Source organism: Shinella sp. GW821-FHT10F02 (genome assembly GCF_058809275.1).
The window spans coordinates 38,438-53,689 of sequence record NZ_JBXASL010000007.1 but is presented as its reverse complement, the minus strand read 5'-3'; the positions used below and the strand labels follow the sequence as shown (position 1 = coordinate 53,689).

The 15,252-nt window shown below is 64.6% G+C and carries 14 protein-coding genes and 1 pseudogene; 10 read left to right on the top strand and 5 right to left on the bottom strand.

The genetic code is table 11. The features are described from left to right. Positions 1 to 5 precede the first annotated feature (5 nt). From AC1RWL_RS21530 to AC1RWL_RS21510, 5 genes are all read left to right on the top strand, one after another. Complete coding sequence (locus AC1RWL_RS21530) at positions 6 to 779, top strand: N-acyl amino acid synthase FeeM domain-containing protein (RefSeq protein WP_256119794.1); 774 nt, start codon at positions 6 to 8, stop codon at positions 777 to 779. 250 nt (positions 780 to 1,029) lie between these two features. Then, a complete protein-coding gene (locus tag AC1RWL_RS21525) occupies positions 1,030 to 1,254 on the top strand; it encodes an aa3-type cytochrome c oxidase subunit IV (RefSeq protein WP_256119793.1) in 225 nt (74 codons plus the stop codon). A gap of 85 nt (positions 1,255 to 1,339) precedes the next feature. Then, on the top strand, positions 1,340 to 2,494 hold the full coding sequence (locus AC1RWL_RS21520) for a Re/Si-specific NAD(P)(+) transhydrogenase subunit alpha (protein WP_439623897.1): 1,155 nt from the start codon (positions 1,340 to 1,342) through the stop codon (positions 2,492 to 2,494). Beyond that, on the top strand, positions 2,494 to 2,904 hold the full coding sequence (locus tag AC1RWL_RS21515) for an NAD(P) transhydrogenase subunit alpha part 2 (protein ID WP_256119791.1): 411 nt from the start codon (positions 2,494 to 2,496) through the stop codon (positions 2,902 to 2,904). The genes AC1RWL_RS21520 and AC1RWL_RS21515 overlap by 1 nt, the downstream gene beginning before the upstream one ends. A gap of 10 nt (positions 2,905 to 2,914) precedes the next feature. Then, the gene (locus tag AC1RWL_RS21510) at positions 2,915 to 4,315 is read left to right on the top strand and encodes an NAD(P)(+) transhydrogenase (Re/Si-specific) subunit beta (protein ID WP_256119790.1); all 1,401 of its coding nucleotides are present in this window, start codon (positions 2,915 to 2,917) and stop codon (positions 4,313 to 4,315) included. 72 nt (positions 4,316 to 4,387) lie between these two features. On the opposite strand, the gene AC1RWL_RS21505 is transcribed toward AC1RWL_RS21510, so the two are convergent. Both AC1RWL_RS21505 and rpsU read right to left on the bottom strand, forming a co-directional pair. Then, positions 4,388 to 5,296 carry a tetratricopeptide repeat protein gene (locus AC1RWL_RS21505; RefSeq protein ID WP_256119789.1) on the bottom strand — a complete coding sequence of 303 codons (909 nt, stop codon included), beginning with the start codon at positions 5,294 to 5,296 and terminating at the stop codon, positions 4,388 to 4,390. Between the two features lie 225 nt (positions 5,297 to 5,521). Further along, complete coding sequence (gene rpsU, locus AC1RWL_RS21500) at positions 5,522 to 5,752, bottom strand: 30S ribosomal protein S21 (RefSeq protein WP_256119788.1); 231 nt, start codon at positions 5,750 to 5,752, stop codon at positions 5,522 to 5,524. 329 nt (positions 5,753 to 6,081) lie between these two features. On the opposite strand from rpsU, the gene AC1RWL_RS21495 reads away from it, so the two are divergent. The 5 genes from AC1RWL_RS21495 to AC1RWL_RS21475 are packed head-to-tail and all read left to right on the top strand — an operon-like array spanning position 6,082 to position 11,622. Continuing rightward, entirely contained in the window at positions 6,082 to 7,335 is a 1,254-nt protein-coding gene (locus AC1RWL_RS21495) for a sarcosine oxidase subunit beta family protein (RefSeq protein WP_256119787.1), read from the top strand. Then, positions 7,335 to 7,733 (top strand): hypothetical protein, encoded by a 399-nt coding sequence (locus AC1RWL_RS21490; RefSeq protein ID WP_493097197.1) that lies wholly within the window; start codon positions 7,335 to 7,337, stop codon positions 7,731 to 7,733. The genes AC1RWL_RS21495 and AC1RWL_RS21490 overlap by 1 nt, the downstream gene beginning before the upstream one ends. Before the next feature lie 13 nt (positions 7,734 to 7,746). Then, positions 7,747 to 8,091 (top strand): sarcosine oxidase subunit delta, encoded by a 345-nt coding sequence (locus AC1RWL_RS21485; protein WP_256119785.1) that lies wholly within the window; start codon positions 7,747 to 7,749, stop codon positions 8,089 to 8,091. Continuing rightward, positions 8,088 to 11,081 carry a sarcosine oxidase subunit alpha gene (locus AC1RWL_RS21480; protein WP_493097196.1) on the top strand — a complete coding sequence of 998 codons (2,994 nt, stop codon included), beginning with the start codon at positions 8,088 to 8,090 and terminating at the stop codon, positions 11,079 to 11,081. The genes AC1RWL_RS21485 and AC1RWL_RS21480 overlap by 4 nt, the downstream gene beginning before the upstream one ends. After that, positions 11,074 to 11,622 carry a sarcosine oxidase subunit gamma gene (locus AC1RWL_RS21475; RefSeq protein ID WP_493097195.1) on the top strand — a complete coding sequence of 183 codons (549 nt, stop codon included), beginning with the start codon at positions 11,074 to 11,076 and terminating at the stop codon, positions 11,620 to 11,622. The genes AC1RWL_RS21480 and AC1RWL_RS21475 overlap by 8 nt, the downstream gene beginning before the upstream one ends. Positions 11,623 to 11,641: 19 nt before the next feature. Here the strand turns inward: AC1RWL_RS21475 and AC1RWL_RS21470 are convergent. The 3 genes and pseudogenes from AC1RWL_RS21470 to glgX all read right to left on the bottom strand — a co-directional run bounded on the left by AC1RWL_RS21470 (position 11,642) and on the right by glgX (position 15,251). Beyond that, positions 11,642 to 12,678, bottom strand: a pseudogene (locus AC1RWL_RS21470) (DUF2332 domain-containing protein). Next, entirely contained in the window at positions 12,671 to 13,159 is a 489-nt protein-coding gene (locus AC1RWL_RS21465) for a MaoC family dehydratase (protein WP_256119781.1), read from the bottom strand. The pseudogene AC1RWL_RS21470 and the gene AC1RWL_RS21465 overlap by 8 nt, the downstream one beginning before the upstream one ends. A 121-nt stretch (positions 13,160 to 13,280) precedes the next feature. Next, entirely contained in the window at positions 13,281 to 15,251 is a 1,971-nt protein-coding gene (gene glgX / locus AC1RWL_RS21460; RefSeq protein ID WP_493097194.1) for a glycogen debranching protein GlgX, read from the bottom strand. Position 15,252 lies beyond the last annotated feature (1 nt).

Below are 15,252 nucleotides of genomic sequence, written 5' to 3'. Positions count from 1 at the left end.
GGACTATGGCCAGCGTAGAGACGGCGACCAATCGCTTTTCGGACAAGCTTCTGGGACTGCTCGACAAGATCGAGTACCGCCGCGTCGAGACGGGCGAGGACATGGAAGACGTCGCCCGCATCCGCTATAAGGCCTACAAGGCCGGCGCCGTGATGCATCTGGGCGAACAGTCGGTTCTCATCGACGATTCCGATTTCGACAGCCATGCCTATGTCTTCGGCATCTATTACGAGGAGCGGCTGATCTCGACGGTGCGCCTGCACCATGTGACGCCGGACCATCGCGTCACCTCGTCGGGCAAGGTCTTCCCGGACGAGATCAACGCTTTCCTCGATGCGGGAATGTCGCTGATCGATCCGGTGCGCCTTGCGGCGGACCCGGAAATCTGGAGCGAGATGCCGGCCATTCCATATCTCACGCTGCGCATCGCCACGATGGCGACGGATTATTTCCAGACGGATCGCTGCGTGCAGATGGTCAAGCCTGCCCATGCGGCCTTCTACAAGCGCGTCTTCGACGCCGATTTCGTCGCCTCGCCGAAGAGCAACCAGGGCAAGTTCATCATCGACCTGATGCTGCTGGCGACCAACGTCAAGGAGACGCTGCCGTCGCTCTACCAGCGCTTTCCCTTCTTCAAGTCGGAGCCCTATGAGCGCCGCATGATGTTCGCCCGCGGCGACGACCTGCCGTTCAGCCCACTGACCGTGCGCCCGACCGCCCGCCGCGCCCATTTCGGCGGCGAGCGGATCCAGCTTTCCGGCGGTGCCTACGCCGGATAACTTGCGTTTTGATGTCGCATGCCGGGCCGGTTTCGCAAGAAACCGGCCCGTTCTGTTTCGGAAACGTTACAGGTCGAACGCTCTCACCTTCCATGCCGTTGCGCTTTGCCGATCCATTGTGTAAGGCCTGAAAGACGCGCGCTTGTCGCGCCTGAGGGAATCGCCGGAACTTCGGGTTCCGGCCTGTATTAAGCGCTCATCGGATGGAGTTTTCCGTCTCGCGGGCGTGGTTGCTTAGGAGAAGGTGACTATGGCTGAACATCATTCCGGACCGGTCGAAATGGGCGCTCCGATGGATTATCCCGAGCACGAGAAGACCTACAATTTCTTCATCGGTGCAGCCAAGTACGGCACGCTGTTCTGCGTCGCCCTGCTGATCGCCATGGCGGCCGGCTTCTTCACCAGCGCTGGTTTCTTCAGCGCGGTGCTTCTGTTCATCATTCTCAACGTCGCCGGCTTCTTCCTGCTGCGTTGATCTGAACAACCGCATTTGCGGTTTGGTGGCGGCGCCATCCGGCGTCGCGCTTCAACACGGCCAGTCTCGGGGGGAGGACCACGGTTTGAGTCAGTGTATTTTTGTGGCAAGGGAAAGTGATCCGGCGGAAGGCCGCGTTGCGGGTTCCGTTGAAACGATCAAGAAAATGAAGGGTTTGGGGCTGGAGGTGCTGGTGGAAGCCGGCGCAGGTCTCAAGTCCCGCATCCTGGATGCGGATTACGAGGCCGCCGGTGCCCGCATCGTCGGGCCGGAAGAGGCGAAATCGGCGGATGTCATCCTCAAGGTGCGTCGCCCGACCTCGTCGGAGATCGCCGGCTACAAGTCCGGCGCCATCGTCATCGCCATCATGGACCCCTACGGCAACGAAGCCGCCATCGCCGAGATGGCGAATGCCGGTCTCACCGCCTTTGCCATGGAACTAATGCCGCGCATCACGCGCGCCCAGTCGATGGACATCCTGTCCTCGCAGGCAAACCTTGCCGGTTACCAGGCGGTCATCGACGCCGCCCATGAATTCGACCGCGCCATGCCGATGATGATGACCGCCGCCGGCACCGTGCCGGCCGCCAAGGTCTTCGTCATGGGCGCCGGCGTCGCCGGCCTCCAGGCGATCGCCACCGCGCGCCGCCTCGGTGCCGCCGTTTCCGCGACGGACGTTCGTCCCGCCGCCAAGGAGCAGGTCGCCTCGCTCGGCGCAAAATTCATCGCCGTCGAGGACGATGAGTTCAAGGCCGCCGAAACCGCCGGCGGTTATGCCAAGGAAATGTCCCGCGAATACCAGGCGAAGCAGGCAGCACTTGTTGCCGACCATATCGCCAAGCAGGACATCGTCATCACCACCGCGCTCATTCCCGGCCGCCCGGCGCCGCGTCTCGTGACGCGCCAGATGCTATCGGCCATGCGCAACGGCTCCATCGCCGTCGACCTCGCGGTCGAACGCGGTGGCAATATCGAAGGCTCCGAGGCCGGCAGCGTCGCCGAGGTCGAGGGTGTCAAGGTCATCGGCTATCTCAACGTGCCGGGCCGCATCGCCGCTTCCGCCTCCGCGCTCTACGCCAAGAACCTGCTGACCTTCCTCGAAACGATGGTCGACAAGGAGAAGAAATCGGTCTCGGTCAATGTCGAGGATGAACTCGTCAAGGCGACGATGCTGAGCCACGGCGGCGCCGTGGTGCATCCGAACTTCGGCGGTGCCGTTCAGCTAGGGGAGGGCAAGTGATGGCAAACGAACTTCTGGACAAGGCGATCACCGATCTGGAGCGCGCCGTGGAAGCCGTGCGCACGGCCTCCGACTATCTGCCGGACGCCGCCGCCGCTGCCGCGCATGGCGTGTCGGGCGGGGCAATCGACCCCTTCGTCTTCCGGCTGGCGATCTTCGTGCTGTCGATCTTCGTCGGCTATTATGTCGTCTGGTCGGTGACGCCCGCGCTGCACACGCCGCTGATGGCCGTCACCAATGCCATCTCCTCGGTCATCGTCGTCGGCGCGCTGCTCGCCGTCGGCATCTCGCTTTCGGGTGTGGCGACCGGCTTCGGCTTCGTCGCGCTGATCCTCGCCTCCGTCAACATCTTTGGCGGCTTCCTCGTCACCCAGCGCATGCTGGCGATGTACAAGAAAAAAGAGAAGTGAGGCCGGCCCGATGAACGCAAATTTCGCAGCCTTCCTCTACCTCGTCTCCGGGGTGCTCTTCATCATGGCACTGCGCGGTCTGTCGCATCCGACGACCAGCCGCCGCGGCAACACGCTCGGCATGGTCGGCATGGGCATCGCCATCGGCACGACGCTGCTCTTGGCAACGCCGTCCTTCGGCGGCCTGGTGCTCATCGTGCTCGGCCTGGCCATCGGCGGCGGTGCGGGCGCCTATATCGCCCGCTCGATCCCGATGACCTCGATGCCGCAGCTCGTCGCCGGCTTCCACTCGCTCGTCGGCCTTGCCGCCGTGCTGGTGGCCGCGGCCGCGCTCTATTCGCCGGTCTCCTTCGGCCTCGGCCAGGTCGGCGAAATCCACGGCCAGGCGCTCATCGAAATGGCGCTGGGTGCCGCCATCGGTGCGATCACCTTCACCGGCTCGATCATCGCCTTCCTGAAGCTTGACGGGCGCATGTCCGGCAAGCCGATCATGCTGCCCTACCGGCATGTCATCAACATCGTGCTGCTCGCCGCGATCGTCTTCTTCATCGTCGGCCTGACGCTGTCGGAAAGCCATTTCGACTTCTGGCTGATCGTCATCCTGGCGCTGGCGCTCGGCGTGCTGCTCATCGTGCCGATCGGCGGCGCGGACATGCCCGTCGTCGTCTCGATGCTCAACTCCTATTCGGGTTGGGCGGCAGCCGGCATCGGCTTCACGCTCGGCAACCTCGCGCTGATCATCACCGGCGCGCTGGTGGGCTCCTCGGGTGCGATCCTGTCCTACATCATGTGCAAGGGCATGAACCGCTCGTTCATTTCCGTCATCCTCGGCGGCTTCGGCGGCGATAGCGGTGCCGCTGCCAGCGACGACGGCGTGCAGCGTACGGTCAAGCAGGGTTCTGCCGACGACGCGGCCTTCCTGATGGCGAACGCCTCCAAGGTCATCATCGTGCCGGGCTACGGCATGGCGGTGGCGCAGGCACAGCATGCGGTGCGTGAGCTCGCCGACGCGCTGAAGAAGAACGGTGTCGAGGTCAAATACGCGATCCATCCGGTCGCGGGCCGCATGCCCGGCCATATGAACGTGCTGCTCGCTGAAGCGAACGTGCCCTATGACGAAGTGTTCGAGCTTGAGGACATCAACTCGGAGTTCGCCCAGGCGGACGTCGCCTATGTCATCGGCGCCAACGATGTGACGAACCCGGCCGCGCGCGACGACAAGTCCTCGCCGATCTACGGCATGCCGATCCTCGACGTCGACAAGGCCAAGACCTGCCTCTTCGTCAAGCGCTCGCTCGGCTCGGGTTATGCCGGCATCGACAACACGCTGTTCTACAAGGACGGCACAATGATGCTGCTCGGCGACGCCAAGAAGATGACGGATGACATCGTCAAGGCGATGAACCACTGATCTGGCAAAAGCCTGAAACGAAAAAGCCCGCGAGATGATCGCGGGCTTTTTGTTTGTCGATGATTTTCTGGATCAGGCCGGCTGCTTGGCCGCGGTCGCGACGGCGCCGCGGGTGCGGGCGAGGCCGTCCTTGGCCGGCGTGTAGTTCGGGTCGAGCTTCAGCGCGTGCGAATAGGACTTGGCAGCGCGCGCCATCTCGCCGCGGCGCTCGTAGATCAGCGCCTGGTTCGCCCAGGATTCGGCGAGCTTGCCGTCGAGGTTGATCGCTGTGTTGAAATCCGAGAACGCGTTGTCGTCGTCGCCCTGCGCGGCATAGGAAATGCCGCGGCCGTTATAGGGTTCGGCGGAGTTCGGCGAGAGCGAGATCGCCTTGGAGAAATCCTCGATTGCCGGATCGTGCTGGCGGCGGGCCTGATAGATCAGGCCGCGATTGTGATAGGCGCGCGGATCGGTCGTATCCAGCTGGATGGCGCGGTTGAAGTCGCTGAACGCGTCGTCGAGACGGCCGGCCTGGCGATAGAGATTGCCGCGGCCGATATAGGCGACGTCATAGTTCGGGTTGAGCTGCAGCGCCATGTTGTAGTCGGCCGCCGCCTGCGCCTGCTCGCCCAGGCTGCGCTGCACGAGCGCGCGGTTGGCATAGGCCTGGTAGAATCGCGGATTGAGCTCGATTGCGCGGTTGAAGTCTTCAAGCGCCCGGCGGTGCTGGCCGGCGCGGCCATAGGCCGAACCGCGCACGTTATAGGCTTCCGGGTCCTGCGGGTTGGCGGCGATGACGGCCGACAGCGACGAGATGTTCTCTTCCGAGCCCTGCGCGCGCTCGACCTTCAGCACGTCGGTGGACGTGGTCGACTGGCAGCCGGACAGAAGCAGGGCAAACGAGGTGGCGGCGACGGCAGCCATCAGGGAGCGGCGAATGTGGACGGCGCGGGGTGCCGAAAGAGAAATGCGGTCAGTCCGGAACCCGGTCGATGCAGCCATGTCCAAGTGCGAATCCTCAAAGTGGGCTTCTACCGCGCCTCATGCGCGAAGAAAGACGCTACGCCTTGAAAGCAGTTCCGGCGAAGGAGCGTAGCGGAAGCGCCCGGAATTGCATGGGAAGTCTTTCACAATGGTGAAAAAACATCCGGTCACGTCAAAAAAGGCGGCGGCGAAATGTTCGCCCCCGCCCGGTCTTGCATCCGAAAACGTCGAAAAGACGGCCGATTAACGGGCGCTCGGACGAGCGCTGACGCCGCCGGCTTCGCGCTGGGCGCGCTTGCGGGCCAGCTTGCGGACGCGACGAACGGCTTCAGCCTTCTCACGCGCACGCTTCTGCGACGGCTTTTCATAAAAGTCGCGCATCTTCATTTCACGGAAAATACCTTCGCGCTGCATCTTCTTCTTGAGAGCGCGGAGAGCCTGATCAACGTTGTTGTCGCGGACAAGTACCTGCACGAGAATCCCGTTCCTTCGTTCGTTGTAAGCCCGGGCGAGCACAGGTCGCCAGGCAAATAGATTGCGGTCGCGCAGCCCAACAGGCTGGCAATTGGCGCGTCGGATACCAGATCGCCACGGGAAAGTCCAGCCTTGCACGCCGCGATGTTAAGGATATTTGCGCGTGGCCCTCACAAACGCCGGGAAAAAGCTTCGGCGGGGCTCATGTCGCATGTGGTACAAGGTGCGCCCGAATGCGTCGCAAAGGATACGGCGTCCGCGCGCAAGATTTGCTTTCTATCAGGGCAGGAAACAGCCGGCCGATGCCGGCGAGACGTTGAGGACTTAGGATGCGCAAATATTCGGTTTTCGCCGTCGCCCGCGAGGCGATGCGCGGCCACAAGGGTTGGGAGGCGCAGTGGACCTCGCCCGAGCCGCGCAAGGACTATGATGTGATCATCATCGGCGGCGGCGGCCATGGCCTGGGTGCTGCCTATTACCTCGCCAAGGAGCACGGCATCACCAATGTCGCGGTGATCGAGAAGGGCTGGCTCGGCGGCGGCAATACCGGCCGCAACACGACCATCATCCGCTCGAACTATCTCTATGACGAGAGCATGGACATCTACGAGCACTCGCTGAAGCTCTGGGAGGGCCTGAGCCAGGATCTCAACTACAACGTCATGTATTCGCCGCGCGGCGTGATGATGCTGTCGCACAATGTGCACGACAAGCAGTCCTTCAGCCGGCACATCCATGCCAACCGCCTGCACGGCATCGACAACGAATGGCTGACGCCGCAGCAGGCGAAGGAATTCTGCCCGCCGCTCGATATCTCGGCCAGCGCCCGCTACCCCATCAACGGTGCTGCCCTCCAGCGCCGCGGCGGCACCGCCCGCCACGACGCCGTCGCCTGGGGTTATGCCCGTGCGGCATCCGATCGCGGCGTGCATGTTATCCAGAACTGCGAGGTCAAGGGCATCCGCCGCGGACCGGACGGCGCCGTGACGGGCGTGGAGACCTCCAAGGGGTTCATCGGTGCCAAGAAGGTCGCCGTGTCGGCGTCCGGCCACAACTCGGTCATCCTGTCGATGGCCGACGTCAAGCTGCCGCTGCATTCGGTGCCGCTCCAGGCGCTGGTGTCCGAGCCGATGAAGCCGATCTTTCCCTGCGTCGTCATGTCCAACACGGTGCATGCCTATATCTCGCAGTCGGACAAGGGCGAGCTCGTCATCGGTGCGGGTACGGACCAGTACAACTCGTATTCCCAGACCGGCGGTCTCCAGATCATCACGCATACACTCGACGCCATCTGCGAACTGTTCCCGATGTTCCGCCGCGTCAAGATGATGCGCCAGTGGGGCGGCATCACCGACAACACGCCGGACCGTTCGGCGATTCAGGGCGTCACGCCGGTGAAGAACCTCTTCGTCAACTGCGGCTGGGGCACCGGCGGCTTCAAGGCGACGCCCGGTTCGGCGCATCTCTTCGCGCATCTCATCGCGAAGGGTGAGCCGCACAAGCTGGCGTCGGGCCTGACGCTCGACCGCTTCCGCACCGGACGCCTGATCGACGAGGCAGCGGCGGCGGCGGTCGCCCATTGATGAACGGCGCGCTGCTTGCGGGATTTCTGATGGCGGCCGGTGTCTTGCCGGTCGGCGATATCATCCCGACACCGGGAGATTTTCGGTTTCAGAAGATCCAGAAGGCAGCGGGCGAGAAGGAATGGCCATTCGTCGCCGAGAGCGGGATGTTGAGTTGCATAAGGATATTGGGTCAGCGGACGATCTATTTCGTTCCGGATGAAACGGACTCAAGCCGCGCCTTCAACATTGATGTCGATCTCTTTGCGATGAGTATTGCCAATCTGGGAATGACGGACGTTCTGGCTCCCTATGACGACACCCGGCAGCTGATTTACCGGCTTGCACCCTTCGTCACCATGGGCCGACGACTTTGCGACCAGGACCCAGGCACGTTCGTGACGGGTCCAGAGCTTTAACAGGTAGGAAACAATGCTGCTGATCTACTGCCCCTACTGCGAGGAAGAGCGTTCGGAACTCGAATTCCGCCACGGTGGCGACGCGCACATCGCCCGGCCGACCAACATGGCCGACATCACCGACGAGGAGTTCCAGGAGTTCTTCTTCCTGCGCGACAACCCGAAGGGCCTGATCTTCGAACGCTGGCGCCATATCCATGGCTGCGGCCGCTTCTTCAATGCGGCGCGCGACACGGTGAGCGACAAGTTCGTGATGAGCTACAAGGCCGGCGAGCCGAAGCCCGATCTTTCCGGCAACGCCCCCGCCACCGAGAAAACCGTCGAAACCTATGAAGCCACGGAAGGAACCGCGAAATGAGCGGTGCTAATCGCATTGCCGGTCAGGGCCGCCTGACGCCCGCCAGGACGGCGCGTTTCACTTTCGACGGAAAGACCTACCAGGCGTTGGAGGGTGACACGGTTGCCTCCGCGCTGCTCGCCAACGGTGTGCACCTCGTCGGCCGCTCGTTCAAGTACCATCGCCCGCGCGGCATTCTTTCGGCCGGCCCCGAAGAGCCGAATGCGCTGATCGACGTTTCCCGCGATGCCGCCCGCCGCCAGCCGAACGTGCGCGCGCCGGTGCAGGAAGTCTTCGACGGCATGCAGGTTGAATCGCAGAACCGCTGGCCGTCGCTGTCCTTCGATATCGGCGGCATCAACAACCTGCTGTCGCCGTTCTTTGCCGCCGGCTTCTACTACAAGACCTTCATGTGGCCGAAGGCCGCCTGGGAAAAGGTCTATGAGCCCTTCATCCGCAAGGCCGCCGGCCTCGGCGTCGCCCCGACGGAAGAAGACCCGGACCACTATGCCAGCCGCTACGCCTATTGCGACGTGCTGGTCGCCGGTGGCGGCGTTGCCGGCCTGTCCGCTGCGCTTGCGGCCGCGGAAACCGGCGCCCGCGTCATCCTCTGTGACGAGCAGCCGGAAGTCGGCGGTGCGCTGCACTACGACACGTCGGTCACCATCGACGGCCAGAGCGGCTATGCCTGGGCGCAGGCGACGGCCGCTAAACTCAAGGCGATGGAGAACGTCACCGTTCTCACCCGCACGACGGCCTTCGGCTATTACAACCACAATTTCGTCGCCCTCGTCGAACGTGTCACCGATCACCTCGCGCGTCCCGACAAGAAGCTGCCGCGCGAACGCATGTGGCAGGTCCGCGCCAAGCGCGTTATTCTCGCCACCGGCTCGATCGAGCGCCATATGGTGTTCGCCAACAATGACCGGCCGGGTATCATGCTGGCGTCGGCGGCGCGCACCTATCTCAACCATTTCGGCGTCGCCGTCGGCCGCAAGGTCGGCGTCTATACGGCGAGCGATTCGGCCTATGAAGCCACCTTCGACCTGAAGCGCGCCGGCGTCACGATCGCGGCCATCGTCGACAATCGCGACAAGCCCGGCGAGGCTGTTCTCGCCGAGGCCCGCAAGCTCGGCATCGAAGTGCTCGTCGGCCATTCGGTCGTCGATACCAAGGGTAAGTTGCGCGTCTCCTCCATCTCGGTCGCCCGCAATGGCGGCGGCTCGGCGCGCTCGATCCCGGTCGATGCGCTGCTGATGTCCGCCGGCTGGACGCCCTCCGTGCACCTCTTCTCGCAGTCGCGCGGCAAGGTCGCCTATGACGCCGCCTCCGGCCGCTTCCTGCCGGGCACCTATGCGCAGGATTGCCTTTCCGTCGGCTCGTGCAACGGCACGGACGGCCTTCAGGCGACCATCGAGGAATCGCTGGCAGCCGGCGAGCTGATGGCGCGCGCCACCGGCAACGAGGGCGGCAGCAAGGTCGAGCTTCGTGGCGAAAACGCCTTCGAATGGACCGGCGGCATGGCCGGGGCGGGCGAAGGCGCTGGCGTCGACACGACGGTCAAGGCCTTCGTCGACTTTCAGAACGACGTCTGCGCCAAGGATATCCGCCTTGCCGTGCGCGAGGGCATGCATTCGATCGAGCATATCAAGCGCTTCACCACCAACGGCATGGCGACCGACCAGGGCAAGCTCTCCAACATCCATGGCCTGGCCATCGCCTCGGAAGTGCTGAACCGCGAGATCCCGAAGATCGGCCTCACCACCTTCCGCGCGCCCTATACGCCGGTGACCTTCGGCACGCTGATCAGCCATTCGCGCGGCGACCTGTTCGATCCCGCGCGCAAGACGCCGCTGCATGCCTGGGAAGAGGCGCAGGGCGCCGTCTTCGAGGATGTCGGCAACTGGAAGCGTGCCTGGTACTATCCGCGCTCCGGCGAGACGATGCACGACGCGGTCAACCGCGAGTGCCGCACGGTGCGCAACGCCGCCGGCGTCTTCGATGCCTCGACGCTCGGCAAGATCGAGGTCGTCGGCCCGGATGCCGCCGAGTTCCTCAACCTCATGTATACCAACGCCTGGGATACGCTGAAGCCCGGCCGCTGCCGCTACGGCATCATGCTGCGCGAGGACGGCTTCGTCTATGACGACGGCGTCGTGGGTCGCCTTGCCGAGGATCGCTTCCACGTAACCACCACGACGGGTGGTGCGCCGCGTGTCATGAACCACATGGAAGATTATCTCCAGACGGAATTCCCGCACCTCAAGGTCTGGTTGACCTCCACCACCGAACAGTGGGCGGTCATCGCCGTGCAGGGGCCGAAGGCGCGCGAGATCATCGAGCCGCTCGTCGAGGGCATCGACATTTCCAACGAGGCCTTCCCGCATATGAGCGTGCGCGAAGGCAAGATCTGCGGCGTGCCGACCCGGCTCTTCCGTATGTCGTTCACCGGTGAAGCGGGCTTCGAAGTCAACGTGCCGGCCGATTACGGCCAGTCCGTACTGGAGGCAATCTGGGCGCGGGCCGAGCCGCTCGGCGCCTGCGCCTACGGCACCGAGACCATGCACGTCCTGCGCGCCGAAAAGGGCTACATCATCGTCGGCCAGGATACGGACGGCACGGTCACGCCGCACGATGCCAGCCTGAGCTGGGCCGTCTCCAAGAAGAAGACGGATTTCGTCGGCATCCGCGGCCTGAAGCGGCCGGACCTCGTGAAGGAGGGCCGCAAGCAGCTTGTCGGCCTTCTCACGAAGGACCCGAACGTGGTTCTGGAGGAGGGCGCGCAGATCGTCGCCGATCCGAACGAGCCGAAGCCGATGAAAATGCTCGGCCACGTCACCTCGTCCTACTGGTCGGAAAACTGCGGCCGGTCGATCGCCATGGCGCTCGTCGCCGGCGGCCAGGCCCGTCTCGGCCAGACGCTCTACGTGCCGATGCCCGACCGCACGATCGCGGTCGAGGTCAGCGACATGGTCTTCATCGACAAGGAAGGAGCACGCCTCAATGGCTGATCAAGCACTTCGCAAGGCGCCGCTCGCCGGCCGTCATGGTGGCTCCGCCGGCGCGCGCGTCACGCCCGCCGGTCCCGCAACCCGCCTGTCGCTGCGTGCCGGCAGCGACGCGCTCGGCGCGCTGTCGGCCGCCTTCGGCCTGACGTTGCCGACGCGCCCGAAAACCTCGGCCTCGGCCAACGGTCGCCACGCGCTCTGGCTCGGCCCGGACGAATGGCTGCTGATCGACGAAAACGGCGCGGACCTGATGGCGGCGGCCGCAAGCTCCGGCGTGCTGCATTCGGCGACGGATGTCTCCCACCGCAACACGGCCGTCCTCGTCTCCGGCCCGCAAGCGGCCGGCGCGATTGCCAGCGCCTGCCCGCTCGATCTAGGCAACGCGATCTTCCCGGTCGGTGCGGCTGCCCGCACCGTGCTCGGCAAGATCGAGATCGTGCTGTTGCGCACGGGCGAAGAGGATTATCGTGTCGAATGCTGGCGCTCGTTCTCGCCCTATGCCTTCGGCCTGCTAGCGGAAGGCGCGGAGGACGTTGGCCTCTAACCAGGCCCAGCGGTGGCTCTCACGGTTTCGGCCATCCGAACCAGCGCACCCACCGGCCGTGAAAATCGGCCCGGCCGATCATCTTCTTGCGGCCCGAGGGCCAAGCTTGGAGAGTCAGCGCGGCGCCATCTTTTGGCTGGTCGTCGGCTTCCATCTGAAGGTGGGCGAGCGGCGCATCCACTGTCGCCCTGGCGCCGGCGGCTTCGAGGACGCGCCGGCCGGCTTCACGCTTTTCGGCCGGCAGGTATTGCCAGACGATCGAGTGGTAGACGACGTGCACAGCGCCCGGAAAGGGCGTCGAAAGCCGCCGCTCCAGCCATTCCACGGCGTCGGCCTGCTCGACGGGAAGCTGCCTTTCGGCGGCAAGGGCCAGGCTCTTGCCCGTCCGCTCGATCCGGTCCGCCTGGTCGGCCCAGATATAGGAGAGGAGCCGCAGCCGTTCCTGTGCATCGGCCGGGTCGACCGGCCGGAGATCGCAACCGGCCCGGTCGATTACTTGCATGTCCGCCATTTCGGGGTCGGGGCCGGACCATTCGGGGGCAATGAGGATATCGGAATTCTCGATCGCCCAAGACGATTGGCCGAGCTGGTAGGCGTAGCGATCCCATTGCAGGTTCAGGCCGGCGCTGGCGCCGACTTCCGACAGGACGAGCGGCTTGCCGCAGAGGGCGGCGATGGTCAGGAAACCCGGCAGGAGGGCGCCGGACCGGCGGACTTCATTGGTTTGCGGCGGCGACAGGAGCCGTTCGAGAAGGAGGGCCTCGTCGGTTTCGAAGGCGTTGCGGGCGGATAACAGGCGGCGAGCGCGGGGTTTGTGTGGGCGAGGACCAGCGCATGCAGGGCGCCGGCAAGCCGCAGGGCGAGGGCGTCGTGTTTTCCGGAGGGATCTCCGGGCCAGGCGAGGACGCGCCGGCCCACCGCATTTTCCTCATCGAGCCGCGTGCCGAGAAGCCTGCACAGGCGGGCCGTGAAGGCTGAGCCGAGGGCGGCGCAGGCGGCAGCCTGGTCATCGAACGATGCCCGGATGACCGCGCTGCGCGTGCCCGCCTCAGACATGTTCCGGCCGGTCCTTCGGGTCGAACTGGATGATGGTGATCCAGTCGGCGGTGAGCGCGGGCTTGCGCTCGTCCTCGATTTCGACGGTCACGTCGTAGCGGATCGTCACCATGCCGGCGCCGCGGAAGCGGGCTTCCGCCAGCATGAAACGGCCGCGCACCCGCGCGCCGCTTTTCACCGGCGTCATGAAACGCACTTTCTCGAAACCGTAATTGATGCCCATCGTCTGCTCGATGATGCGTGGCACGCAATCGTAGTTCATCGCGGAGAGCAGCGAGAGCGTCAGGAAACCGTGCGCGATCGTGCCGCCGAAGGGCGTTTCCGCCGCTGCGCGCACCGGGTCGGTGTGGATGAACTGATGGTCTTCCGTCGCCCCGGCGAAACGGTCGATCATGGTCTGGTCGACGGTGAACCAGCGCGACAGGCCGATCTCCGTGCCGACGAGGGCATCGATGTCCTTCAGGTGGATATGTGCTGGCATTTGGCTTTCCCGCCGCTTGATTCGCGCCCCGGCTTTTGCGTCTCGCATGTCGTTGTCGCAAAACCGCGGCACACTTTTGCGCGACATGCTTTAGCGAGGCGGTTTGTCCGGGTAATGAAGATCAGTGCTTTTCGACAAAAATCTCGACGGTGCGTGAATGAAGCATGCCGATCGCGGGATGGTTGGCGGAAAGCAGGCTCGTCCAGTCGCGCCCCTCCGGTGGTGGCAAAGCGAGCGCCTGCTCGCCGTGCGTCCGGTTGATGGCGATCGCGAGATGGACGATCCGCTGCTGTTGTAGGTCGGGCGTCTTGAGGATGGCAAGCAATGTTCCGGCAAACGGCGCTTCCCAGTCGCCGGCCGTCATCGGCGTGCCGGCGAGCGTTCGCCAGTCGACATCGCCGGCACCGCTCCAGAAGGTCGTTTCGCCAAGGGCCGAAAAACGCTTGCGGATGGCCGAGAGCATGCTGGTGTGTTCGATCAGGCCTTCGTCCAGCTGGTCCCAGTGCATCCAGGTGATGGCATTGTCCTGGCAATAAGCGTTGTTGTTGCCCTGCTGGCTGCGCCCGCCCTCGTCGCCGGCCGTCAGCATGACGGTGCCGCGCGAGAGGAAGAGGCTGGAAAGCAGCGCCTTCACGTCCGCACGGCGGGCGGAGAGCACCGCGCCGTCGTTCGTCGCGCCCTCGGCGCCGTTGTTCCAGGAGTGGTTTTCGTTGTGGCCGTCGCGGTTCTGCTCGCCGTTCGCCTCGTTGTGCTTCACCGTGTTCGAGACGAGGTCCATCAGCGTGAAGCCGTCATGGGCGGCGAGGAAGTTGACGCTGCGCGTCGCTTCGCCGCCGTGGCGGGAGAAGATGTCGGAGGAGCCGGCAAAGGCGGTGACAAAGGCGCCGAGCCGGTGGCTGTCGCCGCGCCAGAAGGTGCGCGTGTCGTCGCGGTAGCGGTCGTTCCATTCGAGGAAGGGTGCCGGGAAATTGCCGAGCTGGTAGCCGCCGGGGCCGATATCCCAGGGTTCGGCAATCAGCACGCGGTCCTTCAGCAGCGGATCAGCGCAGATTTCGGAGAGAAGCGCGGACCGGGCGGAAAAACCGTCCGCCTCGCGGCCGAGAATGGTGGCGAGGTCGAAGCGGAAGCCGTCGACGCCGGCATGGCGGACGAAATGGCGCAGGCTGTCGAGCACAAGCTGGCGCACGACCGGGTGCTCGCCGGCAATGGTGTTGCCGCAGCCGGTGTCGTTGATGAGGTCGCCAGGACGATCCTGCACATGGCGGTAATAGGTGAGGTTGTCGAGGCCGCGCATGGAGAGCGTGGCGCCATGGCGGTCGCTTTCGCCGGAATGGTTGAAGACGAGGTCGAGGACGACGCCGATATTTTCCGCCCGCAAGGCTGCGACCGTGTCGGCCAGTTCCTGCATGCCGCCGGGCACGAGGCGCGGGTCGAGCGCCATCAGGGCAATCGGATTGTAACCCCAGCTATTGGACAGGCCGAGCGGCGGCAGGTGCCGCTCGTCGATCCAGGCGGTGATCGGCATCAGCTCGACCGCATCGACGCCGAGGCGCTTGAGATGCGCGAGCACGGCGGGGTGGGCGAGGGCGCCGACCGTGCCGCGCATTGCCTCGGGCACATCCGGATGCAGCATGGTGAAGCTGCGCACGGCGATCTCGTAGACGAAACCGCCGGGGCGGAAGATCGGTGGTTTTACGGTGACCGGCCGGTCGCGGGTGACGATCGCCTTCGGCACGATATCGGTCGTGTCCGTGCCGAAGACGGTGAGCCGGCCGTCATGCACGAAGGGGCGGTCGAGTTCCTTGGCGTAGGGATCGACGAGCAGTTTTGCCGGATCGAACCACAGGCCGTGGTCGGGAGAATAGACGCCCTCGGCGCGAAAGCCATAGCGCGTGCCGGCGGTTGCGCCCTCGACGAAGACGCGGTGGAAGCCGTTTTCATCCCGCCCCATGGTGAGGCGGGCGAGTTCCGTGTTGCCGTCCGTGTCGAACAGGCAGAGCTCGACGCGGCCGGCATCGTGCGAATAGACCGCGAACTCCACTCCGTCGCCGGAGAGCGTTGCGCCCGGTGCGAAGGAGGGGGCGGTGGTCATA

Bases quoted from the DNA above. Each gene is read 5' to 3' on its own strand.
- AC1RWL_RS21480 (WP_493097196.1), top strand. From the start codon at position 8,088: ATGAGCGGTGCTAATCGCATTGCCGGTCAGGGCCGCCTGACGCCCGCC.
- AC1RWL_RS21495 (WP_256119787.1), top strand. From the start codon at position 6,082: ATGCGCAAATATTCGGTTTTCGCCGTCGCCCGCGAGGCGATGCGCGGC.
- AC1RWL_RS21530 (WP_256119794.1), top strand. From the start codon at position 6: ATGGCCAGCGTAGAGACGGCGACCAATCGCTTTTCGGACAAGCTTCTG.
- AC1RWL_RS21525 (WP_256119793.1), top strand. From the start codon at position 1,030: ATGGCTGAACATCATTCCGGACCGGTCGAAATGGGCGCTCCGATGGAT.
- AC1RWL_RS21505 (WP_256119789.1), bottom strand. From the start codon at position 5,296: ATGGCTGCATCGACCGGGTTCCGGACTGACCGCATTTCTCTTTCGGCA.
- AC1RWL_RS21490 (WP_493097197.1), top strand. From the start codon at position 7,335: ATGAACGGCGCGCTGCTTGCGGGATTTCTGATGGCGGCCGGTGTCTTG.
- AC1RWL_RS21515 (WP_256119791.1), top strand. From the start codon at position 2,494: ATGGCAAACGAACTTCTGGACAAGGCGATCACCGATCTGGAGCGCGCC.
- AC1RWL_RS21510 (WP_256119790.1), top strand. From the start codon at position 2,915: ATGAACGCAAATTTCGCAGCCTTCCTCTACCTCGTCTCCGGGGTGCTC.
- AC1RWL_RS21475 (WP_493097195.1), top strand. From the start codon at position 11,074: ATGGCTGATCAAGCACTTCGCAAGGCGCCGCTCGCCGGCCGTCATGGT.
- AC1RWL_RS21485 (WP_256119785.1), top strand. From the start codon at position 7,747: ATGCTGCTGATCTACTGCCCCTACTGCGAGGAAGAGCGTTCGGAACTC.
- glgX (WP_493097194.1), bottom strand. From the start codon at position 15,251: ATGACCACCGCCCCCTCCTTCGCACCGGGCGCAACGCTCTCCGGCGAC.
- AC1RWL_RS21465 (WP_256119781.1), bottom strand. From the start codon at position 13,159: ATGCCAGCACATATCCACCTGAAGGACATCGATGCCCTCGTCGGCACG.